The sequence below is a fragment of the Fictibacillus macauensis ZFHKF-1 genome (assembly GCF_000269865.1).
In the GTDB taxonomy this organism is placed as follows: Bacteria; Bacillota; Bacilli; order Bacillales; family Fictibacillaceae; genus Fictibacillus_C; species Fictibacillus_C macauensis.
In genome coordinates, this window is the sequence record NZ_AKKV01000022.1 from 122,547 (window position 1) to 144,616 (window position 22,070).

A 22,070-nucleotide genomic window follows, 5' to 3' on the forward strand; every position below is an offset into this window, starting at 1 on the left:
AAATATTAGGAGTAAAAAAACGGGGGAACTACTAAAAAAGAACTAGGAATCTTTTATAAATTTATGTAAACTATAGATAGTTTGGTTGATTTTTCTATTATTTTTATATAAGAATCCGGGGTAGTTGGATAGGGATTGAAGGGGAGAAGGATAATTTTGAACAGAAAAGCAACAGTATTTATTGCGTCATCGCTCGTAGCAAGTTCCGTTTTGTCGTTAGGACAAGTCGCTCAGGCTGCGCAGAAGAAAAGTGAAGTGAGTAATCTAAATGTACGAACAACACCTTCATTAAAAGGTAAAGTCCTTACACGTTTACAAAAAGGGGCTGTTGTTTCTGTACTTTCAGTAAAAGGGGCATGGACGTACGTTTCGTTCGGTAAAATGAAAGGCTATGTGTATAGCAAGTATTTAACGTCTGTGACGACTGTTAAGAAGCCGCATAAGTCACATACGAAGCAGGAAGTGAAAGGAACGGTACAAGCTGAGTGGTTAACTGTACGCCAGACAGACTCAGCCTCAGCTAAAGCAATTGATTACTTGAAAAAGGGTAAAATAGTGACGATTGTTGAGAAAGCAGGCAGTTGGTATAAAGTGAAGTACGATCAAAAAACAGGTTATGTGAACGGATCATACATAAAGCTTGTAGGTGTAACAACCCCACCACCGCCTCCGCCAAAGCCAGATGTACCACCAAAGCCAACACCACCGAAGTCACTAGCAGGAAAAATCATCGTCATTGATCCTGGTCACGGTAATCAGCGCCCAGGTTCCATGGGAAATGGCCTTGTGGAGAAAAATTTAAATTGGACAGTATCACAGAAAGTACAAGCCTATTTAAATAGAGAAGGCGCAGAAGTCATTTTAACGCGTGATGGTGACAGTGATTGTGAAGGAAATGGATCACTTGATGCCGATTTACGCTGTCGAGCGGATGTAGCGAAAGATAATCATGCCGATGCTTTTATTAGTATTCATACGAATTCTGCGAGTAGCAATGCAATGGGAGCGGAGTCCTTTTATTATCAAGGAACAAGTAGTTCTTTAGCGGAAGCAGTGTTAAATTCGTACGTGGCTGAAACAGGTCTTATAAAACGAAGAGCGAACTTTGGAAACTTAGCGGTCCTACGCTACAATACAGTGCCAAGCACACTTTTAGAACTTGGCTTTTTATCCAATCCACTTGAGGCGACCACCATGAAAACAGCTGTTTTTCAAGATCAAGCAGCGCGAGGGATTGTAAAAGGGATTCAAGTGTATTTTGGGAAATAAATGATGAAAGCCTCCACTGAACACAATCAGCGGAGGCTTTTTCTTACTTCACAAGCTTCTTATTATATTCCCAATTCGCCACATCAGTATAGATCCCAAAGCGTTTGCCTTTTTCGCTAAAAATAAGCAGCGTACGTTTTGATTTCTTTTTAGAAAGTGGTTGTTTGTTAACGAGGTGCTTTTGTTTCACATAAGTAGCACGATGGCCATTTGCTTTTAAATAAGCAAGGATTTCTTTTTTAGAGAGCTTTAAGTCACCGGAAAGTACTTGTAAATGAATGTCTTGAAGAAGCCATTGTCCTTTTGACTTTGTGAGATCGACTTTTACCGTATAACCTCCGTAGTTCTTCGTTGTATCAGGAACAACATGGGCGACGGTTCCTTCTGTTTTCGAAGCTTGTTTATAGGAAAGTCGGACGCCTTTTGATGGAGAATCTGGCATACACGGGTATTTTTTGCAGAACTTTTCATCATAAGAGAAGGCATAATCCTCCAGGTCACGATCAACGAGCTTGGCAGTTGCCAATTTACGTAGTGCTGGTTTCAATGTGTTATAGCGTTTTTTTGTCATTTTACGCCAATGATTTTTTTTAATCGCGTCGCCAATGGTTTGGTTAATCTTTGCATAAATATAATCAACACGTTCACTTGCTTGCTTTGTTGTTAGCGATTGTGGAGAGGTTGCTTGCGGCGCTTTAGCTTCAGCCATAGAACCTCCGACAAGACTTGTGAAAAATAAGCTAGATGCAACGAAAAGCATTGAGGCTTGCTTTTTCATAAAAAGATCTTCCTCCTTTTGTTGCAAACATATCCGTTTGCACTATCTTATTATAATGTGGTTAATTTTGGCAATCATGATGCTAAAGGCCTATTTCCAACCTGTTTTCTTTTTGCAGTCAATCAATGATATACTCTAGAAAAAGACGAGGTGAAACACATGTCAAATCTATCATTTGCCATTGCGCCGACAGCGTTTCAAGCATTTGACAATGAAGCTCAATATGAAGAAACAGGACGTGCGTGGGGCCTGTTTCAAAAAACACCAAAGCATGAGTTTTGGTATAAAACACGAACAGAGAAATTTCAAGTTACCTTAGAAGGGTATGAGGAACATGACGGCTTTCTTTCGGCGGTTGTTGCGTTTACAGATGGCACACAAACATGCATCCATCCTTCCTACTTAAAAGAAATGCAAAGCCCAAGTTTTGGTAAAGAACAACTCGAACTAACCGAAGTCACTGGAGAGTCAGCGGGTACGGAAGCGAAGCCTGCCCCAGTGAAAAAAGCACCCGAAAAATGCACTAAAAAACCAGCCGCTAGCAAGCAACTTGTCGTCTCCATTCCAGAAGATAAATGCCATTGGCAAGCAACCATTGCCGGCTTTACGACCGTTCCCAATCCATTTTCTGACGATGAAGATGAAATTGTACTACTAAAAGACGTGAAGTTATTAGGCGAAGACGTGGTTCCGTATGGAGAAGCGTGGTGTAGCTATAGTAAAACGTTAAAAAAGCATGAGCTACAAGAAGAAGACGTGTTAACGTTTGACGCGAAAATGGTGAAAAAGAAGCTGACCAATCATGAAAATCGCTTGAAAATTAACAATCCGAGTAAGATAAAAAAGAATGAGAACTAGCATTGAAGCAGCACTTGTCCTACGACAAGCGCTGCTTTTCACATTTTGGGTAAAGATTTTATAAAAGAAACCGATATAAAGGATGGAGAGCAGGAAGAATGTTTTAACGAAGTTCGTCTAAAGTATAGGTAGTATCTGCCAAATCAGAATACACGCCAAATGTGCCTTCTTTATGCTTAAATATGAACATTTTACGATGTTTCTTTCCTTTATATAATCCTTCTTTTGTAGAGACATAGACAACATTTTTATGTGTTTTTTTAAGATATCTCGTAATTTCTTCTTTTGAGATATGTAAATCGGCATCTTTTAGTGTTTTACTAGTGAAGTTAAAGACCTTCCACTTTTCTTCTTCTTTAACAAGGGTAATTGTAGTAAAGTCATTGTCTGTACCCATATCAGAAGCAGGTATGAAATTAGAAAGGGTTATTCTTTGTGCATTTTGTTGAATAACTTTAAGTTGCAAACCTGATTTTGAACTTATTGGAAAAGAAGGACTGTCACAACTAAAACACATGGTTTTCACAATAGCAGGCATCTTTGTTTGTAAGAAATGTTGTGTCATGTAGTTTCTTAAAGCGGGCGTAGCTGTTTTTAGCGTCCCTTTTTGTTGATTGATTTTTTGATCTAATACGTTATAAATGTTTTTAAAGAGTGAATCCGAGATTAATCCAGCTTGTGTTGCCGTTAATAGTGGAGCAACCTGTTTTTTTACGGGTGCAGGAACTGGTTTTGCAATTTTTGCAGGCGTTTTTGGCGCGCTCGTTTCTTGCTTGGTCTCTTGCTTCGTGTCTTTTTGCGTGATTGCCTCTGTTTTTACTTTTTGTGCACTTGCTGTTGTCGGTGTCGAATCATCTTTAGTAAAGATATAGCCTAAGAACGCGCCTAAAGATATAATTAGTACGGCGAATAAAGGTAGTAGTTTTTTAAACATGTTAATTCTCCTTATGAAGTTTGAAAAGAACAGTAGTTATATAGGCCTATGAAAATAGTATACAGTTTTAACCTTTAATTGTAAAATAAAAATAAAAGAGGAAGAGTTTACCTGGTTGTTCAGGAAACTCTTCTTTTTCTTTATGGCCTCCGAATCAATCCATACCCATAACTTGAATCCTTCCCCCGTGCCCCTAAATCAAGAGCATCTTGCTCTACCTGTTTACGTAATTCGCTTGCTGAGAAGAGCGGATGTGCTTGTTTTAATAATGCTAGCGTGCCTGTTACAAACGGAGCGGCCATCGATGTTCCGCTCATGAAGGCATAGGATTGATTCGCATACGTACTATAAATAAAATCCCCTGGGGCAACGACGTCGACTTTGCCACGATTAGAAAAAGAGGAAAGGCGCCTGTTTTCGTCAATGGAGCCGACGGATAGGACTTCTTTAAACTTAGCAGGATAATCATTATGATTGGCTTTGCCATCATTTCCGGCGGCTGCGACTAAAAGAAGCCCTTTTGCCGTCGCTTTTTTTACAATGGCCGTTAGATCGTGAGCCCCTTCGTCTCCTAAACTTAAGTTGATGATGTCCATTTTATGTTGGATGCACCATTCAATGCCGGCGATTACATCGGACTCATAGCCTTCGCCTTCCTCATCTAGTACTTTGACGGCATATAATTGCACGTTCGGTGCGACGCCAATGACACCAAAGGTATTATTTTGCGCGGCAATTATGCCAGCAATATGGGTACCATGACCGTTATCGTCATTATAGGATTTCGAAATAAAGGAGACACCACCGCGTACTTTTAAATCTTTATGATGCCGATCAATGCCGGTATCAAGCACAGCGACTTTAACGCCTTCCCCTGTTAAGCCGTTGTGATAGGACGTAGCAAAGCCCAGTTTTCGGTAGCCCCAGCTTTGCTTTTGAGAGGACTGCGAGAATACTTTTTCTTTAGTGATGGTCTTAACGGCAGGATTAGCTTTGAATCTTTTTGCTTCTCGGGCGGTAAGGTATATGGAAAGGGCAGGGAGATAGGTAAAGACATGGTTCACATTTGCATGGTGTGCAAAGGATTGCTGCGAAGATTTACGGTACAATTCAATGTAATAGCGGTCTTTGCTTTGCGCATGGGTGGAGTGGGTAGGAAGACTAATGAAGATGAGTGTGCTTAAAAGGACAGAAAAACATAGCTTCATGCGAGTGGGCTCCTTTGTATCAATCTAGGTCTATCTACTTATAAAGTGTAGCCCATTACCGCTAATCTGCAAGATTATTCTTCCATAATAGTGAGGGTTATGAGCGAAAGGCTCTGACACTCATTCATAGCTATGCTGCCGCTTCTAACCTCTATAAAAAAGGACAGCCTGTTTGCTGCTGCTTGATGAACACTTGAGCTACTCGATCAAGAACTTCTTCAAAGAGGCGCCTTACTGTCTTCTGATTTTTTTAGAATCACATCCAGAGGGGGAACAGAGATTGCTTGTCACAACGAATTAATTCAGCCACTAACGTTTGATGAGTCCTCGTTATGTAATCTGTTAAGTTTTTCTACACTGCAAGGAATGCAAATCATGGTTTTAGCAAAAGGAGAGAAAGAGCTTGTTCTTGTAGCGGGCGGGTTGCTAGAGGATATGTCGATCCTTTTAGGAGGTGATGGAAGGATTCTGATGTTAGCGTATGTCTTTTTTTTACGCGCGCGTTTAGGTCAACGTACTCCTTATATAGAAGAAACGCATTTCTTACCAGCAAAAGTGGGGGAAGTGCCATCGCTTTGTGGAGGTAAAAGAAGTCATTGCTACAGCGGTGTGTTGTTCACTATACCTACAAGGAACAGCGCGGTGATTTGTAATGAGCAAGCTCGTTTAGTGCTTTAACACACAAATCGTTTGTAACCAAGCTTAAAGGCGGATCCTATTGCCGAACTGATCGTATTCCTAGGGAATTCTTACGAAACATTGTCACGGCTCTTACACAAAAAAGAAGAGACGGGGATACAATATTTCCTCTGTTTCGTGGCGCATGAGGGGAATTGACTTGGCTGCGCGCAATTGACTCTGGTCTGTGCGCCAACCGGGAATCTCTTGTGTGTTTACTCTTTTCACCGTCATTGAAGAGCTTTTACGCTATTTCTTCTCATTTTTGAGCGTATTTGCGATATGATCTCTTCATTTTCTCTATTTTTCATCGAATACCTACGATAATGGAAGCAATTTACCTGGTCTGCGCGCGAATCAAGGCCACCTGCGCGCAAACGGACCTGGTCTGCGCGCGAATCAAAGGCTCCTGCGCGCGAACGGACGGCCCGTGCGCGTTGACAGAAGAGCTTGTTCTCTACCCCAATGTTTAGTGCATTCGATGGCTGCTTCTACACGCAAGACAATCTAAAATCAAACGAGCGACATGAAAAAATGGCTTGATCACCGAAACGGATGATGAAGCCATTTTTTATGTACTAAGGCTGTTTAGGTCCCAGTCTCTTTGACGTTTAGATAAAAAAGGATTTCGGATCTACGTCTACATCTTTAGCGAGATCTTTAATTTCTGATTTGATTGTATCGAAATCTAGTAAAACATTGAGAGATGGATTATTGTTTTTTAAACCTTTTGCATAATCTTCATACAATGTTTGGATTTTTTTGTTTTCCGCTTTTAGCTTCGGATAGGTTAATTCTTTATCAATATCTTTCACGCGCAAGATAATGAGCTTCGTAGCATCCATTTTTTCTTGCATCGCTTCTTTTTTAAATTTCGCCAATGCTTTTGGATCGGTTGCTTTTGTTAAATCCACGGTTTTTATCATGTTTTCTTTACTAATAGATTCCTTGATTTGTGGTAGCCATGTGTGCACGTATTTTTCATATTCTTTTTTGTATTGCTTTTGTTGCGTGTCTTCTTGTGAAGCTTCTTTTTTCTCTGACGAAGAAGAAGATGAAGAAGACTGGCCGCAAGCAGCAAGGCTAACGCTTGTTGTGAGCATAAGTGCGAGTAATCCAAGTTTCGTTGTTTTCATTGTAAAATTCCTTTCTTATTTCCCTGCCAAGAGGACTCTGTAAAATTTAGTTGTATCAATTTGATGTGTGATGGCTAAATCTTTAATGGCGCGATCATACGCATCTGCTGCCACATTATTTTGTGCTTTGTACTTCGCCTTTTCTTTTTGAAACGTTGCAGGGTTAGAAGTATTTGTAAGCTTTTCAGTGCCTTCTCTGTCAATCGTAATGATTTTCACTAAATGCTGATGAGCGGCATTTACGTTCGGCGATTTGTATTTTTTATCTTTTACGAGCTTTTCTAACTTCTTTAACTCTGGAATCAATGTTTTCTTTATATAAGCGACTTGTTCTGTACGATTGTTCGTCTTCTTAATGCTTTTGTTCGCTCTATTTGTAATATCTTGATACTCCTGCACGAAGGCAATAGCTTCGATATTCAAGTAGCTATCGAATTCTTTCTTTTCCTGTGCGGCCTTTTCTACCGCTGGATCCGGTTTGCTTTCACTTTCTGTACTTTTCGGTGCAGCAGTTGCTTTTTTGGTCGTATCGCTACTGCTACAAGCGGATAGGGCCACACTGGATAAGAGTGCGGCCGTAATGAGCCAAGTTTTTTTCATGGATGTATGCTCCTTTTAAGCTTTGTTAAGGGACAACGGTGTCCTTTTAATGTGGTCTTAAAAATTTGATTTTTAGTTCAGTCAGGCCAGAGGTATACTTGTCTCTTTCTTTTTCGCCTTGATCTTTAACTGTTCTCATTTTTTGATATAAGACCTCAGCGGATTTAGCTTTTACGCCTGCTTCAAAGTAGGTTATCGTATGTTCTACATATTTTTTCATATGTTCATGAACGTCTGCTATGTCCTCTGTTTTGAACGTAGCCTGATTGATTTTTTTTAGAAGTGCTCGGAAAGATGGAAATGATTTTTTTTCGCAAACTCTTTCTGTTGTGAAAATGGTGCATTGCGAGTGTCATTAATGGCGGCTTCAATCTTTTCAAATTCTTTTAGATAATTTGGTCCTGTTGTCTTCACATACGTTCGTACCTCTTGCTGTTCCTTTGTTTCACTTGTCTGTTTCGTTGTGCCTTTTGTGTTCGCTGTACTATTACTACTACAAGCTGATAGTGCTACGCTTGATAGAAGGGTTGCAGCAACGAGCCATGTTTTGTTCATATGTTTTCCCCTTTTATGTAAAATCCCTTTTCCATTATGCCATGTCATTTTGTATACTTCCATTTCTTTTCCTCTTTTTCTAGAAAATGTTGACTATAGCACTATAGGAAATCTAAAATAAAAATCCTTATTTTAGGTATATATTCCTGTTATTGGGCCTTTGTTCATAATTATGCTAAACAATTTTCAAGAACTGCCGATGCTAAGAGTAGGGAGAACGATTTAAGAGGAAGATTTAAGAATTTCTCTTTTGAAATACTGGTATTCTATAGTAAAAGTCCTAAATAAGGAATGTTTTCCCTATGCACATAAAGACATATAGGAGAGATTTCACACTGTAATCTCTCCATTTCATAACAGAGTGGTAGCTATTTGGTATTCTTTTCTACAAAATAGTGGAATAGGTAGTGTGCCTAATGGATCGGTACGATAAAGAAAGGATGAAAGAAATGCTTCCGATGAGGACGATCATTGCTGACGAGGATCAGGATGCATTAACAAAATTACAGTCGCAGTTACATCAGGAGAAACGGTTAGATGTTATAGATACAGCACGTAATGGACAGGAGCTGTTCCGAAAAATTACGGAGCTACAACCAGAGCTTGTCATACTAGATATACAACTGTCAGACGTTACGAGTAAGGAAGTCATGCAACGTTGTAAAGAGCTGCTTCCTTCTTTACTCATCGTGATTGTAACGAGTGAGCCAGCTTTTGCCGTTGAGGCATTTCGTCTAGAAGCCGTAGATTATATTGTGAAGCCTCTGCAAAGTGCTAGGCTTCAGGAGGCGGTGAGAAGGGCTGCGTTACGGTTAGATCGCCAACCGGAAGTTTTAGCGATTAAATATGAAGGTTCGTTCTATTATGTACAAAAAAAGGATATCTTTTTTATCGAAAAAGTAGGAAAGAAATGTTTTATTCATACGATGAACTTCACCTATGATGTGTATGAAAATATCGGAGAGTTGTATCAGCAACTTGGTGATCCCTTTTATATGTCACATCGCTCTAACATTATCAATCTAGCGAAGGTATCCCACATTACCCCACGCAATGAAACGTATTTTGTCTATTTTCATCAGTATAAGCAACATGCGCATGTTTCAAAGCTTAAGATTCACGAAGTTCATAAACGTTTACTGATGGTATCTGCTACACAATCTCGCGAACGGTTGAATCCAACGAGCCATTTTATCTGAAACTTTCAGACTATATCGAAATAATATTTTTTTCGTTTTCTAGTTTGAAAGGTAGGACGAACAGGTTTAATTGTAGTAAGATATACCTGTAGGGGGATTTATTCCCTGCTTTCGCAAATCCATTCGTAGGAAAATGAAGAACGTATGATTTTCTGCAAAGGGGCTTAACGTTTCATATGAATAGAGAAGTTGGATATATGTTATTGGCAAGCTTTGTTAGTCGAGATGTTCTAATTGTAGGCTTACTATTACTGTTTATTGGACTGCTTATGTTTCTACTTATAAGTGCGCGCTACGAGCGCAGGAAGTCGGAGCGGGAGGCTTATGGGCATCTGGCCTCTTTAAGCCCTCAATCGATCATCGTTTTAAATGAGCAATTGAGCGTTAAATATATTTCGCAATCGGTGTACGACTATTGTGAGGGAAGAAACCCTAAAGAATTGTTAACAAAAGAGCAACAATTCTGTATGGTAGGTGAGGATTATGACCTATTTGAAAAAATGGCTTACGCTGTCCTGCAAACAGGTGCGTCAAAAGTCATCGTCTGTCGGTTAACCGTTCGTGACCAAGTGTCGACTGTAGAAATTTTTATGAAGCGTTTTTCTCAACCACACAATACAGTAACGCGAGAACTTGTTTGTTCTATTAAAGATATTACCGAGCGCATTGATTACGAAAATGAACTTCGACAGCTGGCGTTTGGTGAACGAGCAGAGGGAGTAGCGGAAGGAAAAGCTGATATTGATTGGGCACTGCGACGAGGCGAGCTTTTTCTCGTGTATCAACCAAAAGTATCGTTACATGATGGCCGGACTATTGGAACAGAAGCATTAATGAGATGGCGTCATCCACAGCGTGGTCTCATCTCACCTAATGAATTTATTCCAGAAGCAGAGCGTCGTGGAGCCATCGAGGAAATGACGTATTGGGCGATTGAGAAAGCGGTTACGGATATGAAGCCGGTTTTACAAGACATGCCACATTTTTATACAGCCGTTAATCTATCAGCCCAAATGTTCAATGATCCTGGCTTGGTCGCTAAAATCCTGTGTATTTTACAGCGTGTGAACTTTCCGCCGGATCGACTCGTCCTAGAAATTACCGAAACAGGTATAATGAACAATCTAGCGCTCTGTCGGGAAATGCTTCAAGAGTTAATGAATCATGGCGTCCGGATTGCTATGGATGATTTCGGTAAAGGCTACTCTTCGCTTGATAGCTTACGGCAATTGCCAGTTGCCATCTTGAAAATTGATAAGAACTTTGTCGATCGCTTAGAAGATGAAAAGGATTTGATTATCGTCAAAGCCGTCATTCGCTTGGCAAAAGAATTAAATATAAAAGTGCTAGCAGAAGGCATTGAAACAAAGAAACAATGGCAGCAGCTAGCAGCGTTACAATGTGACTACGGCCAAGGCTATTATTTTGGAAAGCCACATGCCACGATTTCACTATAACGACAAATGCACCATTCATGAACTCTAGTAGGATGAAGAGCAAGTTGGCGTGAACTTCATTTGATACGAAAGAGAGGTGGAGTGCTGCTAGAATGAATGCTTCTATTTCTAGTAGCGGCTTATGGAGATGGTCCATGTACTCATTTTTCATTCATACGATCCCATTCATATTTTGTTACACGCTCTTATTGAAGAGATGGCACTGCATGATGTTCAGGTTACATCAATAGCGAATGAAGAAGATTACAGCAAATATTTCATAGAAAATAAGCCTCATATTATCATTGTTGATGGAGATACACCAAGTGGGCATAGGCTCGCTTGGTTCGCCTCTTTATCGTCACCCGACACAACCTCTTTTATTGCGTTATCGTTTTATCACGCTGTACATCGTCTAACGAATGTGATTGCGGATGAAGATTACTTGCGCATCCCCTTTGATAACGTTTCGTTTGTGATGTTTTTTCTAAGCCGTGTTAAAGAGCAGCGAATGCGCATAAAGCCTGAGAGTTTAATGGAACCACTGTAAAAAAAGCCGCTTTCACCATGTAAGAGAAGGGTGAAAGCGGCTTTTGCTATTAGTTATTTTTCACAATTTCTTGACCACGTACGTTCCACGTAATGGCGAAGACGATGGCTGCTAATAAACAAGAACTGATTAGAAGGATAAAGCCAGCATTCCATCCGGATTTGCTTACGACAGTTCCCATTACACCATTAGCGGTAACAGAACCGAATATATAACCGAAAAACCCAGTAAGTCCAGCGGCTGTTCCAGCGGCTTTTTTTGGTACAAAATCAAGCGCTTGCAACCCAATTAACATAACTGGCCCATAAATAAGGAACCCAATGGCAATTAGGCAAATCATATCAATGATTGGGTGCCCCGCAGGGTTTAACCAATAAACAAGCACGGCAATTAATACACCAATCATAAAGACAAAGCCAGCGGGCCCTCGGCGCCCTTTAAATACTTTATCGGAAATATAACCACAAAGTAGTGTTCCAGGAATACCAGCCCATTCATAAAGAAAATAAGCTATACTGGATTTATTCATATTGAAGCCTTTTTCTTCGCTTAAATAAGTAGGGGCCCAATCAAGTACACCATAACGGACAAAGTAAACAAAAATGTTAGCTATAGCAATCGCCCAAACCCATTTATTGTTTAAAACATATTTAAAAAGAATCTCTTTAACTGAAAGCTCTCGCTCAATTGTTTCTCTTTTATTACTAGGATAATCGTTACGATATTCCTCAATCGGCGGTAACCCTTTAGATTGCGGTGTATCACGAATAAGTATAAATGCAATAATAGCTACGACAATTGCGACTAGAGCAGGAAGGATAAAAGTACCTTCAAAAGAACCTTTTGAAGTACCATATAATGTAGCAAATAATGTTGCTCCACCTACAGCAATTGGGGCCATTAGACCACCGCCGATGTTATGTGCTACGTTCCAAATGGCCGTTTTATTACCACGTTCATTGACACTAAACCAATGAACAAGAACTCGCCCTGATGGAGGCCAGCCCATTCCTTGAAACCATCCGTTTAAAAAAAGCATAACAAACATAATGTTAATTGTTGAGGTGAAGTAAGGTACAAACCCCATGAATAGACTTGTAATAGCAGAAAGAATGAGACCCGCTGGTAAAAAATATTTTGGGTTACTTCGATCTGATACCATTGCCATTAAAAATTTACTAATCCCATAGGCGATGGATACAGCAGATAGTGCCCAACCAAGTTGTTCTTTCGTAAATCCTTCTTGTTGCAAATAAGGCATCGCTAACGAGAAGTTTTTTCGTAATAAATAGTACCCCGCATAGCCAATAAAAATCCCAATAAAAACTTGTAGCCGCAGTTTTTTATACTCTGCATCAACTTTTTCCGCCGGCAGTCGATCAATGGCCGCTGCTGGTTTAAACAGTTTAAGCATCGTAATCCCCCTTTTATTCGTAGTATCAAGTTGTAGGCGTAGAAAATACTAAAAAAAATCATACGTCAACAGACACTATCATCATATGATAGCGCCTCAAGTGGTATGATTCTCCAGTCTCCATCCAATTAACTTGTTGCTGTCAGTATACAACTGTTTGGAAGCGTTGTCAAAAAAATTCAATAAATAGTGAAAATATTAAACTTTCCTTATAATAGTTTTAAATTCAAAGTAATCGGAAGAAAGATTACACGTTCTACCCAGGAAGGGGGTGTCATGACACCTTTAAAAGGAAACGAAGAGTGCTGTAATCAACTGATACATATTAAGTAACAAGTCAAGCTCTTGACTGATTGTTAGTACCTCGTCGGAATTTAACCCTTTTGTCATTCCCGTCGTAATCAATTCTTCTCTTTTTACTTCGATCAACTCTCTTAGTACGATTTCATATGCAAGCATAATGAAGCTCCACTCCTGCAACTTTACCAGAATTAATTTGTATTAAGCGTACCACATAATCCATAAAATACCAACCTCTAGTTGCACAGTTTGCACAAAAAAATTTAATCTATAAGTAAGCCTATTTGATTATGGCATATTTTTGATGTCTTTTGTGAAAAAAATAGGCGAAAAGGGAAAAATTCCTATAATTTTTTTATGAAAGCTATGTAATAAGGTAGAGGACCGCTACTGTAAACAGGTGAAAGGTTGCATAGTGAGGCTGGGAGACAGAGAAAGAAACAGAACAATGTTACCTTATTGTGTTTATTGTTACATTAATGTTACAAATTAGGTAGACATATGTAATAATTGTAATTATAATGAAGATGATATTTCCTAATATGATGGATGGATGAGGTGTAGTATATGAAAAGAGTCTTACGTTTATTTTCAACACTAGCACTTGGCGGTCTCCTACTTTCAAGTAGTTCTGAAGCATTCGCTGCTTCAAAGCCTACTACCCTTTCAATTGTTCAAAAAGAAATGCAAACCTTGAACTCTCTTCGTCCCGAGGGAGGATATAAAGCAGAGAAGTTTGTCTCTGCTCATCTGACCGGAAAAAAGATCCCAGAAATTACAGCGATTTACGTGCGTAATCATAAGGGTTTCATAGATTCTATGATTCGTATCTATCAATATGATTTGAAAACGAAAAAGTGGAACAAACGGTACGAAGTCATAAAAAAGAACGGTGATCAACCGTATTCTCTACAAACAAAAGGAAAGCTACTCGATCATAAAAAAGAACAGGTTGTCCTCGGCACACATAATGGTACGGGCCGTTTTTTATCAACGCTTGTGCTTGGTTCATTCAATGGAACAACCGTAAAAACGCTGCTCCAACCTTCTCATCAATACTTCGGAGGAAGTGCTACGATTCGTAAACATGCGCTCTTTTTGAAAAATGGTTCTATTGTAGCCGATCGCTATACCTTTAAAAAAAACCGTTTTGTACGTTCTAAAGGAACGGGCGCTGATGACCGCATCGCTGCGGGTAACGTGGATCATTATTTATACTTTGATCATAAAAAAAATGGGGCAACTGTATTTGATCAGCATCATATCCCGTACTTTAATGTTACCCAAACCGCCGCGTTCGTTCGCAAAGATAAGCGCGATAACAAACCTGTAGCGTATCGCTTGTTTGTTGGCAATCGAATCGTTCAATTCAAAGGGTCGAATCTGTATTTTTTAGAGGGTGGCTATGATACATGGGTGATCGAGCCTGAAGCTTATGGAAAGAAAATCAAAGTGAAAATAGAAGTGACAGAGTAAAGTGACTGATGAGCGCATCCTTCTTTTTTTATCGTAGCAGGGTGAAAGTGCAAGTGGAGAATGCTCAGGATAAATAGTACGTGACGGATGGAAATAGAGTTGTTGTAAATCGTGCTGGATAAGGCAAGCATGATGGGTCGGGTCACTTTTTATCGAGGCTAATGCTCGGTTCTATGAATGGCAAAACAATTAAAACGGTGCTACAACCATCACAATGTTATTTTAATGAAACAGCCACCATTCGTAATCGTACGCTCTCTTCAAAATATGGTTCAATGATAGCTGATCATTATAATTATCGCTTTGTTCGTTCGCAAAGATTAACATGATGCGAAGCCAGTAGCCGATCGCTTGTTTGTTAAGACCGATCTTGTTACCTTTAAAGATGTCTCCATTTATTTTAAGAAAAGCGGAAAACAAACATGGAATCTTGAGCCAGAAGTGTATGGTAAAAAACTTATACTCAACATAAACGTTTCCAAAAAAAATTAATAAGTATGACAGCAGGATGTATACGTTCTGCTGTCTTTTTAATGCGTACGTTAAGACAAACATTGGTGAAATTTAAGGAAAAAGAACTACATAACGGGATTTTAAGTGTACCGATTGCGTCCTACCTGTAAAATTTGTTTCTCTAGCTTAACTATTTGTAGGTATATTGCTAGATAAACAGTTACTTTGAAAAAGACAAAATGAAAAAGGTTCATTTTCTAGGCAAAAAAGCTAAGTTTTGAAAAATTTGTCGAATGAGGTAGGATTAAAGGTCAAGAGAATGCTTTTTTAGTAGGGAGTTAAAATCGTGAAGGGAATTATTATGACGGAGAGCGCACAAACGAAGCTAGCTCCGATGACAACGTCAGTAGCCAAACAGCTTGTGCCTGTATATGATAAACCGATGGTGTATTATTCATTAGCTGTGTTTTTGTTAGCGGGAATTACAGAAATATTAATCATTGTGAAACCGAAGTATTTATTTCATTATCAATCACTGCTTTCAAATGGGCAGCATCTAGGTATTACGATTTCGTATGCTGTGCAAGCGGAACAGACGTCGTTAGAAGAAAGTATAGTGTTAGCGGAGGAGTTTATTGATCATGAACCAGTAGCGATGCTGCAAGGCATGTCACTGCTATATAGTACTTCCTTTTCTGAAAAAATAGCAGCCTCACTAACAGCAAATAAAGGGGCGTTGCTTTTTGTGAAAGAGGATGCCGTGCATTCGTCGCCTTTAGCAGTTTATGATGAGAAAGCGACCACGCTTGCTCGGCACGTGTTAGCTACTAAAGATACAACGCTTCACGAGCTGTATGCGGCGAAGCATGCACTTCAGATTGTAACGATGAATCAAGCAATGTTAACGTTTGATTTGTCTGCGCCAGCGGGTGTATTACGAGCAAGTCAGTTTATTGAAACCGTGCAACAACAATATGGGTGTTATGTAGCGTGTCTTGAAGAAATCGCCTTTACATTAGGCTATATTACAGAGAAACAATTGCTTAAGCTCGCTCATAACATGGAGAATAGTGCATATAAGACGTATTTGCTAGGGGTATTAACAAGAAGTTCGTAAAGGAATGGAAGCGATGAAAACCTATTTAATTACAGGGGGAGCAGGCTTTATTGGCTCGAATTTTATTCATTACTTACGAAAACAAGAGCCACAGGCGACGATTATTAACGTTGATGCGCTCACGTATGCGGGCAATTTAGAAAACATAGCGTCTATGAACGAGGATCCACGTTATCATTTTGTTCATAAAGACATTTGTGATCCAACGCTACAACAATTGTTTCAGCTCTATGAGATTGATGTGATCGTTCATTTTGCTGCTGAATCTCATGTGGATCGGAGCATAGAGGATTCTCAAGCGTTTGTCACTACCAATGTACTTGGTACAGTGAATTTGTTACGAATGGCGAAGGAAGCATGGCGTACAGCAGATGGGCGATATGCTACGGGCAAGAAGTTCCTTCAGGTATCTACGGATGAAGTGTACGGATCCTTAGGAGCAACAGGGCTTTTTACAGAAACGACGCCACTCGATCCGCATAGTCCTTATGCAGCAAGCAAAGCGAGTGCTGATTTGTTCGTGAAAGCGTATTATGATACCCACCAGTTACCGATGAATATAACGCGGTGCTCAAACAATTACGGACCTTATCAGCATGTAGAAAAATTAATTCCGCTTGTGATTCAAAAAGGGTTACGAAAACAAGCGATTCCGCTGTACGGCGACGGTTTGAATATCCGCGATTGGCTGTACGTGGAGGATCACTGTCAGGCCATTTATACGGTCATTCACCATGGAAAACTCGGTGAAATTTATAATATTGGTGGTCAAAATGAACGCACCAATCGTGAGATTATAAAAACGATTTTGGATGTACTGCAAAGAAACGTAGATGCTACGCTTTCCGAAAGTCTCATTACGTATGTAACCGATCGCAAAGGGCATGATCGGCGCTATGGAATCGATGCGCGGAAAATTCAACAAGAGTTAGGTTGGAAGCCGGCGACGCCTTTTGCAAAAGGAATTGAACAAACCGTTCAGTGGTATATCGAAAATCAAACGTGGTTACAAAACCTGAAGGACTAAAAACGTCTTTCAGGTTTTTTTGTAGCAAAACGTAATAGTACATAGGTTGGAATTTTCAATGATTGTTATTTTTATGTAACGAAGGCAACGTACATACCGTCAAAGTGTATATAGTTTGATTTTCAACCAGAAAGAAGAAGGTGATGGTGTGGGTGTTGTAAAGAAGCAAATACAGCGGATAAAGTACATTTCGCAATTTTTAGCAAAGCCGCTATGGAACTATTGGGGCAATACGACCTATCAACGAACCGTTTCGTATACGAGGAAATTAAAAAAAGCTGCGATCGAACAGCATACAATCTTATATGAATATTTTCATGGGAAAAATATAGGTGATAATCCCTATGCACTGTTTCTGTATTTAGTAAACCATCCTGATTTTAAACACTATACGCATGTGTGGGTGGTAGAATCGCTGAATCATCGCTCTGTTGAGCACTTAAAAGCGTATCGTAATGTTCGCGTTGTTGTGCTTCATAGTAAGCGATATTTACATTATTTAACGAGCGCACAGTATTTAATTAACAACACTACGTTTCCGCCGTATTTTCAGAAAAAACAAGGGCAAATATACATTAATACGTGGCATGGAACGCCGTTAAAAACGTTAGGCAAACATATGAAAGGTCCGCTCGGACAACATAAAAATATTCAGCGTAACTTCTTTCAGGCGGACTATTTATTGCAGCCCAATCAGTATACAGCCGATAAAATCGTGCAATCGCACGATCTTGAAGGCTTATATGAGGGGCTCATTGTGAACGAAGGCTATCCGCGTATGGATCTGTTGCTTCATTCGACGTTTACGAAAGAAGAATTACAGCGCACCATTCCTATAGATCTTACGAAAAAAATCGTGCTATACGCTCCGACGTGGCGAGGAAATGTCAATGATGTAGCATCTACAATGGATGATATCATTGCCTCTCTGCGGGCTATGCAAAACAGTATGCCAAGCGATCAGCAACTCATCTTTAAAGTTCATACGCTTTTGTATAAACAGCTTCAAGACGATGACCGTTTGCGCCAAGTTTGTGTACCAGATTGGATCGATACAAATGAATTATTAGCGGTCGTGGATGTACTCATTACCGATTATTCAAGTTTGCTGTTTGATTTCTTAGCAACTGGTCGACCGCTTCTTTTTTATGTGTATGATTATCTTGAATACGAAGCAACGCGCGGACTGTATTTAAAAATGAAAGAGATGCCAGGGCCGTTATGTTATACGCCGTCTGAAGTGCTCTCACATCTTCATGATTTAGAAAGTGTTCAACGTCACTATCAAGCACGTTATCGCGAGGTGCAAGCAACGTTTTCTGCGTTAGATGATGGGGAAGCGACGAAACGCAATGTGGAGATTATCTTTGGCGGAAAACGAACGGACAACTGTTATACCGTCAATAACGACGGAAAAACAAATATTCTCATGTATTGTGGTGGTTTTTTAAACAATGGTATTACAACCTCAGCCATTAACTTATTAAATAACATTGATTATGCACGCTATAATGTCGCCGTTGTGGATAAAGGCAGCTATGATGCGGTTAGTGATGCTAATTTTCGTAAACTACATCCCAATGTAAAAACATTTTACCGAGTGGGTGCAATGAATACAACGTTACTGGAATCATACGGACATGAGTATGTGGTTCGTAAAGGCTTAATAAACAAGCGTGGTAAACGGATGCTACAGCCTGCTCTCTATGAACGAGAACGAGCGCGCTTGTTTGGAGATACGCACTTTGATGTCGTAATTGATTTTAGTGGTTATGTGCCATTCTGGACGTTGGTGTTTGCCTTCTTTCCTTCGCATCATAAAGCAATTTATCAACATAATGATATGGGTGCTGAATATGAAAAAGTAATTAAAGGAAAACGAAAGCATGTGAAAAGCTTAAATATTATTTTTCCGCTGTATCACTATTTTCATAACGTTGCTTCTGTCGCCGAACATACACGTAATAGAAATGTGCAAAACTTGGCGTGTTTCTTGCGAAAAGAGCAAGCTGTGTATGTGCACAATGCCATTAATCCGCAGAAATTGTTAGAGCAAAAGAGCAATGGCGAAGTGTATTTGCATAGCAATGAACGCTATTTATTAACGCAGTATGAAGCAGAGCAAGGTACTCTTCATCTTGAAGGCGTGACGCTGCCTCATAAAGAACACATCAATTTCGTAACGATGGGACGGCTTTCACCAGAAAAAGATCAAAAAAAGCTACTTCTAGCTTTTAATGAGATCGTCAAAGCCTATGAACACGCGCGACTTTATATTATTGGCGAAGGTGTGTTAGAAAAAGAGTTAAAATCACTCGTTAGACAATTGAATTTACAGTCTCATGTCATCTTTACTGGACAGTTAGCCAATCCTTTTCTTCTGATGAGTCATTGCGATTGCTTTGTGCTCTCTTCAAATCATGAAGGACAGCCGATGGTGTTGCTTGAAGCGCTCGTGCTTGGATTGCCGATTATTGCGACCGATATTGCTGGTTCGCGCAGCATTTTACAAGAGGGCTATGGTACGCTTGTTACGAATGATATCCACGGATTACAAGACGGAATGCGCCAGTTTATTGAGCATCCGCTCACACAGAAACCTTTCCACTATCACGTTTACAATGAAAAGGCGATGAAGATGTTTTATCGTACCATTTGTGGCGTTTCACAACCAAAAGAGCTAGAGCAACAAAAACAGACGCTAGCTTACCAGCGCTAGCTACCGAGTCTCACTCACGCTCATTCGTGAGGAGATTTTTTTTTGTCATTCTACTAATCATTTGGAAAAAGATGCCGATAGTAAGAGTAGAAAAATGAATAGCGCACGTTTTTCATAGCTACTAGCCTAAGTTGGGTATACTACAACATACGCAACCTATTCTCTAAGCATGTCCCTTTTTAGTTTCGTGATAAAATAAAGAAAAGTAGAAGGTGAAGGCTTGGAGTTCTAAAAGATGTTCACTTGAACGAAAGAAGTGGCGATAGCGAATGATCAATGATTTTTTTATAAACAGTACCATTTTAATTTCATTGTTATTTTTATATTGTGAAGTGGGCAAGAATCATCCTCTGAATCAACAATCAACCCTCGTGACGAGAATCCTCGGCGGCCTATATGGCGGCTTACTTGGCAATATTTTAATGATTTATTCCATTCAATTGACCGGTGATATTCGTGTCGATTTGCGACATATTCCTATGATTATTGCGATGCTGTATGGTGGCTGGACGAGCGCACTCGTTACAATGGTGATGGTTGCAGCGGGTCGATTGCTGTATGGCGTTACGACGGTAGCGATCATGACGACGCTTCTTAGCTGTTGTTTGTTTGTTGTTCTATGGTTTGTGCAACGAACGCGCTGGCGCTTTAGCATTAAAGCCTTTGCCATGGCTGTGGTTGTTATTATTAGTACGTCGCTTCTATTAATAGCTGTTCTTGATGAATGGTCGATGAGTGTACGCATTATACCACTTTATACACTAGTGTATAGTTTAGGTACGTGGTTATCCATCACGTTATTTGAACACACCTATCAGCGTCATTCCTTGTTTAAAACGTACGAAGAAGCGTCGTATCGAGATGAACTTACGGGACTCGGCAATGTGCGTTATTTTCGTCAAGTGTATCAAGCATGTCTTGAAAATGCTCGCGGAAAAGATGAGGAACTTTCGTTGCTCTATTTAGATATCGATCATTTTAAGAATATTAATGATACGCACGGTCATGCAGAAGGTGATTATGTGTTAAAAGAAGTAGGAAAAGTCTTGCTAGAACTTACACGCTCCTATGATATTGTTTGTCGAAATGGCGGTGAAGAGTTTAGCGTTCTATTGCCAGATTGTCCGCCAGCCAAGGCGTTCGAAGTAGCTGAGCGCATTCGCGGGCACATTCAACATCATTCCTTTTTACTGCAAAAAGGAACGAAGGTAAGCGTCACAATCTCCATCGGATTGGCCCACTATCCAACTGTCAAGGCAGGTATGCTCATTGAAGTGGCCGATCAAGCATTATATCGCGCAAAGCAAATGGGACGGAATCAAGTACAACAGCTGCCGGCCAAGTAAATAGAGAGTGGGGGAGCCTGTATTGAAACGTTTAATCGGTACGAAGCTTAACTATGATGTGTATTCTGATAAGGATATTTTACTGTTACGAAAAGGGACGATTGTGAGTGAAAAGCATGTGGCTCAATTAGCGAAGTATGAAGTGCACATCGCTCGTGAAGAGGCATCTTCGCAAGAAAATGGCCCGTATGATGAAGCGCTCCAAGCCTTAAAAAAAGCGTATAGAGCTCTTTACGGAAAAACAAAACTGTCAGCAGAAGACGTCCAGCAAATGGAGCAGGCTGTTGCTTTACTAGCAGCCATTCAAAATCTAACACCCGTGTCGTTAAAGGAAAAAATAGCGGGGGATGACGATTTGTATCAGCATAGTGTGAATGTGGGCTTGCTCGCTAAAAATATTGGGGCTTTGCTCGGCTTAGGTAGCGCAGAGCAGCACGTGTTGTTACAGATGGGCATTTATCATGACATTGGGAAATTTCAGTTGGATGACTATTTGCTGAGAAAGTCAGCGTCACTAAGTCGACAGGAACAAGAAACGGTAAAAAAACATCCGGAATTTGGCTTTAATTTATTGCAAAGTGCAGGGCTGCCACATGAGGTGTTACTCGGCGCGTATATGCATCATGAGCGGCTCGATGGTTCAGGTTATCCTCGTGGGATAAAAGAACAGGTTCCTTATCTCGTTCGCATTTTAACCGTAGCGAATAGGTTTGATAAGATTTGTTCGCGCGATCATCAGAAGAAACGCGTATCCTTCTTTGTTGCTGTAGAAGGATTGATGAATGAAGTGAGTGCGGGAGGCCTAGATCGCAGCATAGTTGTTCCGTTTTGCGAAGCGGTGATGAAGGAGCTTATGAAACGACCGATTACATTGCTCAATGGCAAGAAAGCGCAAATCGTGCATGTGTACAATGAATATCCTCATCAGCCTCTACTCCAAGTAGAAGGGCATCTCCCCTTAAATCTTCATCAAAAAGGTTTAACCATACAACAAGTTGCGGTTATAGAGTAATACAT

Annotated in this window: 22 protein-coding genes; 13 read left to right on the forward strand and 9 right to left on the reverse strand. The window is 40.1% G+C overall.

The features are described 5' to 3' along the window. The first annotated feature begins 156 nt into the window (after positions 1-156). Positions 157-1,269, forward strand: coding sequence for an N-acetylmuramoyl-L-alanine amidase family protein (locus tag A374_RS06635; protein WP_007201430.1), 1,113 nt, complete (start codon positions 157-159; stop codon positions 1,267-1,269). A gap of 43 nt (positions 1,270-1,312) precedes the next feature. Here A374_RS06635 and A374_RS06640 read toward each other — a convergent pair whose 3' ends face one another. Beyond that, entirely contained in the window at positions 1,313-2,047 is a 735-nt protein-coding gene (locus A374_RS06640; RefSeq protein WP_007201431.1) for a hypothetical protein, read from the reverse strand. A gap of 159 nt (positions 2,048-2,206) precedes the next feature. On the opposite strand from A374_RS06640, the gene A374_RS06645 reads away from it, so the two are divergent. Further along, positions 2,207-2,905, forward strand: coding sequence for a hypothetical protein (locus tag A374_RS06645; protein WP_007201432.1), 699 nt, complete (start codon positions 2,207-2,209; stop codon positions 2,903-2,905). A gap of 103 nt (positions 2,906-3,008) precedes the next feature. Here A374_RS06645 and A374_RS06650 read toward each other — a convergent pair whose 3' ends face one another. Both A374_RS06650 and A374_RS06655 read right to left on the reverse strand, forming a co-directional pair. Next, positions 3,009-3,839, reverse strand: a complete 831-nt coding sequence (locus A374_RS06650; protein WP_007201433.1) for a hypothetical protein — start codon at positions 3,837-3,839, stop codon at positions 3,009-3,011. Positions 3,840-3,979: 140 nt separating this feature from the next. Continuing rightward, positions 3,980-5,047 carry a S8 family peptidase gene (locus A374_RS06655; protein WP_007201434.1) on the reverse strand — a complete coding sequence of 356 codons (1,068 nt, stop codon included), beginning with the start codon at positions 5,045-5,047 and terminating at the stop codon, positions 3,980-3,982. 375 nt (positions 5,048-5,422) lie between these two features. Here A374_RS06655 and A374_RS06660 point away from each other — a divergent pair, with 375 nt between their 5' ends. Next, entirely contained in the window at positions 5,423-5,725 is a 303-nt protein-coding gene (locus A374_RS06660; RefSeq protein ID WP_007201435.1) for a hypothetical protein, read from the forward strand. A gap of 611 nt (positions 5,726-6,336) precedes the next feature. Here A374_RS06660 and A374_RS06665 read toward each other — a convergent pair. From A374_RS06665 to A374_RS06675, 4 genes are read right to left on the reverse strand one after another with little or no spacing between them, the layout of a single operon-like run. Then, a complete protein-coding gene (locus A374_RS06665; protein WP_007201436.1) occupies positions 6,337-6,861 on the reverse strand; it encodes a hypothetical protein in 525 nt (174 codons plus the stop codon). A gap of 15 nt (positions 6,862-6,876) precedes the next feature. Then, a complete protein-coding gene (locus tag A374_RS06670; RefSeq protein ID WP_007201437.1) occupies positions 6,877-7,461 on the reverse strand; it encodes a hypothetical protein in 585 nt (194 codons plus the stop codon). Positions 7,462-7,507: 46 nt separating this feature from the next. After that, positions 7,508-7,681: a hypothetical protein gene (locus A374_RS20515; protein WP_156793158.1), complete on the reverse strand. Its 174-nt coding sequence runs from the start codon at positions 7,679-7,681 to the stop codon at positions 7,508-7,510. 56 nt (positions 7,682-7,737) lie between these two features. Beyond that, positions 7,738-8,016, reverse strand: a complete 279-nt coding sequence (locus A374_RS06675) for a hypothetical protein (protein WP_156793159.1) — start codon at positions 8,014-8,016, stop codon at positions 7,738-7,740. A 416-nt stretch (positions 8,017-8,432) separates the two neighbouring features. Between A374_RS06675 and A374_RS06680 the strand changes: the two genes are divergently transcribed. The 3 genes from A374_RS06680 (at position 8,433) to A374_RS06690 (ending at position 11,201) form a co-directional block, all read left to right on the forward strand. Next, on the forward strand, positions 8,433-9,215 hold the full coding sequence (locus A374_RS06680) for a LytR/AlgR family response regulator transcription factor (RefSeq protein WP_007201439.1): 783 nt from the start codon (positions 8,433-8,435) through the stop codon (positions 9,213-9,215). A gap of 176 nt (positions 9,216-9,391) precedes the next feature. Beyond that, on the forward strand, positions 9,392-10,672 hold the full coding sequence (locus A374_RS19455; RefSeq protein WP_007201440.1) for a sensor domain-containing phosphodiesterase: 1,281 nt from the start codon (positions 9,392-9,394) through the stop codon (positions 10,670-10,672). A 127-nt stretch (positions 10,673-10,799) separates the two neighbouring features. Next, complete coding sequence (locus A374_RS06690; protein ID WP_007201441.1) at positions 10,800-11,201, forward strand: hypothetical protein; 402 nt, start codon at positions 10,800-10,802, stop codon at positions 11,199-11,201. Positions 11,202-11,250: 49 nt separating this feature from the next. Here the strand turns inward: A374_RS06690 and glpT are convergent, their stop codons facing one another. Both glpT and A374_RS19910 read right to left on the reverse strand, forming a co-directional pair. After that, positions 11,251-12,615: a glycerol-3-phosphate transporter gene (glpT, locus tag A374_RS06695; protein WP_007201442.1), complete on the reverse strand. Its 1,365-nt coding sequence runs from the start codon at positions 12,613-12,615 to the stop codon at positions 11,251-11,253. 285 nt (positions 12,616-12,900) lie between these two features. After that, entirely contained in the window at positions 12,901-13,074 is a 174-nt protein-coding gene (locus A374_RS19910) for an aspartyl-phosphate phosphatase Spo0E family protein (RefSeq protein WP_007201443.1), read from the reverse strand. Between the two features lie 408 nt (positions 13,075-13,482). Between A374_RS19910 and A374_RS06700 the strand changes: the two genes are divergently transcribed. The 7 genes from A374_RS06700 (at position 13,483) to A374_RS06730 (ending at position 22,065) form a co-directional block, all read left to right on the forward strand. Continuing rightward, on the forward strand, positions 13,483-14,391 hold the full coding sequence (locus tag A374_RS06700; RefSeq protein WP_007201444.1) for a hypothetical protein: 909 nt from the start codon (positions 13,483-13,485) through the stop codon (positions 14,389-14,391). A 173-nt stretch (positions 14,392-14,564) separates the two neighbouring features. Then, a complete protein-coding gene (locus A374_RS20520; RefSeq protein WP_162098288.1) occupies positions 14,565-14,720 on the forward strand; it encodes a hypothetical protein in 156 nt (51 codons plus the stop codon). A gap of 470 nt (positions 14,721-15,190) precedes the next feature. Then, positions 15,191-15,961, forward strand: a complete 771-nt coding sequence (locus tag A374_RS19460) for a sugar phosphate nucleotidyltransferase (protein WP_007201445.1) — start codon at positions 15,191-15,193, stop codon at positions 15,959-15,961. Between the two features lie 13 nt (positions 15,962-15,974). Then, positions 15,975-16,988, forward strand: a complete 1,014-nt coding sequence (gene rfbB / locus A374_RS06715; RefSeq protein ID WP_050979721.1) for a dTDP-glucose 4,6-dehydratase — start codon at positions 15,975-15,977, stop codon at positions 16,986-16,988. Positions 16,989-17,103: 115 nt separating this feature from the next. Next, positions 17,104-19,707 (forward strand): glycosyltransferase, encoded by a 2,604-nt coding sequence (locus tag A374_RS06720; RefSeq protein WP_007201447.1) that lies wholly within the window; start codon positions 17,104-17,106, stop codon positions 19,705-19,707. A 269-nt stretch (positions 19,708-19,976) separates the two neighbouring features. Further along, positions 19,977-21,053 carry a GGDEF domain-containing protein gene (locus A374_RS06725; RefSeq protein ID WP_007201448.1) on the forward strand — a complete coding sequence of 359 codons (1,077 nt, stop codon included), beginning with the start codon at positions 19,977-19,979 and terminating at the stop codon, positions 21,051-21,053. Between the two features lie 22 nt (positions 21,054-21,075). Then, positions 21,076-22,065, forward strand: coding sequence for an HD-GYP domain-containing protein (locus A374_RS06730; RefSeq protein WP_007201449.1), 990 nt, complete (start codon positions 21,076-21,078; stop codon positions 22,063-22,065). The last annotated feature ends 5 nt before the right edge of the window (positions 22,066-22,070 follow it).

What these genes read in the sequence shown, in the direction of transcription:
- A374_RS06650 (WP_007201433.1), bottom strand. Translation starts at nt 3,839, where the DNA reads ATGTTTAAAAAACTACTACCTTTATTCGCCGTACTAATTATATCTTTA.
- glpT (WP_007201442.1), bottom strand. Translation starts at nt 12,615, where the DNA reads ATGCTTAAACTGTTTAAACCAGCAGCGGCCATTGATCGACTGCCGGCG.
- A374_RS19455 (WP_007201440.1), top strand. Translation starts at nt 9,392, where the DNA reads ATGAATAGAGAAGTTGGATATATGTTATTGGCAAGCTTTGTTAGTCGA.
- A374_RS06700 (WP_007201444.1), top strand. Translation starts at nt 13,483, where the DNA reads ATGAAAAGAGTCTTACGTTTATTTTCAACACTAGCACTTGGCGGTCTC.
- A374_RS06680 (WP_007201439.1), top strand. Translation starts at nt 8,433, where the DNA reads ATGGATCGGTACGATAAAGAAAGGATGAAAGAAATGCTTCCGATGAGG.
- A374_RS06655 (WP_007201434.1), bottom strand. Translation starts at nt 5,047, where the DNA reads ATGAAGCTATGTTTTTCTGTCCTTTTAAGCACACTCATCTTCATTAGT.
- rfbB (WP_050979721.1), top strand. Translation starts at nt 15,975, where the DNA reads ATGAAAACCTATTTAATTACAGGGGGAGCAGGCTTTATTGGCTCGAAT.
- A374_RS19910 (WP_007201443.1), bottom strand. Translation starts at nt 13,074, where the DNA reads ATGCTTGCATATGAAATCGTACTAAGAGAGTTGATCGAAGTAAAAAGA.
- A374_RS06645 (WP_007201432.1), top strand. Translation starts at nt 2,207, where the DNA reads ATGTCAAATCTATCATTTGCCATTGCGCCGACAGCGTTTCAAGCATTT.
- A374_RS06725 (WP_007201448.1), top strand. Translation starts at nt 19,977, where the DNA reads ATGATCAATGATTTTTTTATAAACAGTACCATTTTAATTTCATTGTTA.
- A374_RS20520 (WP_162098288.1), top strand. Translation starts at nt 14,565, where the DNA reads ATGAATGGCAAAACAATTAAAACGGTGCTACAACCATCACAATGTTAT.
- A374_RS06675 (WP_156793159.1), bottom strand. Translation starts at nt 8,016, where the DNA reads ATGAACAAAACATGGCTCGTTGCTGCAACCCTTCTATCAAGCGTAGCA.
- A374_RS20515 (WP_156793158.1), bottom strand. Translation starts at nt 7,681, where the DNA reads ATGAAAAAATATGTAGAACATACGATAACCTACTTTGAAGCAGGCGTA.
- A374_RS06690 (WP_007201441.1), top strand. Translation starts at nt 10,800, where the DNA reads ATGGTCCATGTACTCATTTTTCATTCATACGATCCCATTCATATTTTG.
- A374_RS06670 (WP_007201437.1), bottom strand. Translation starts at nt 7,461, where the DNA reads ATGAAAAAAACTTGGCTCATTACGGCCGCACTCTTATCCAGTGTGGCC.
- A374_RS06640 (WP_007201431.1), bottom strand. Translation starts at nt 2,047, where the DNA reads ATGAAAAAGCAAGCCTCAATGCTTTTCGTTGCATCTAGCTTATTTTTC.
- A374_RS06665 (WP_007201436.1), bottom strand. Translation starts at nt 6,861, where the DNA reads ATGAAAACAACGAAACTTGGATTACTCGCACTTATGCTCACAACAAGC.
- A374_RS06660 (WP_007201435.1), top strand. Translation starts at nt 5,423, where the DNA reads ATGGTTTTAGCAAAAGGAGAGAAAGAGCTTGTTCTTGTAGCGGGCGGG.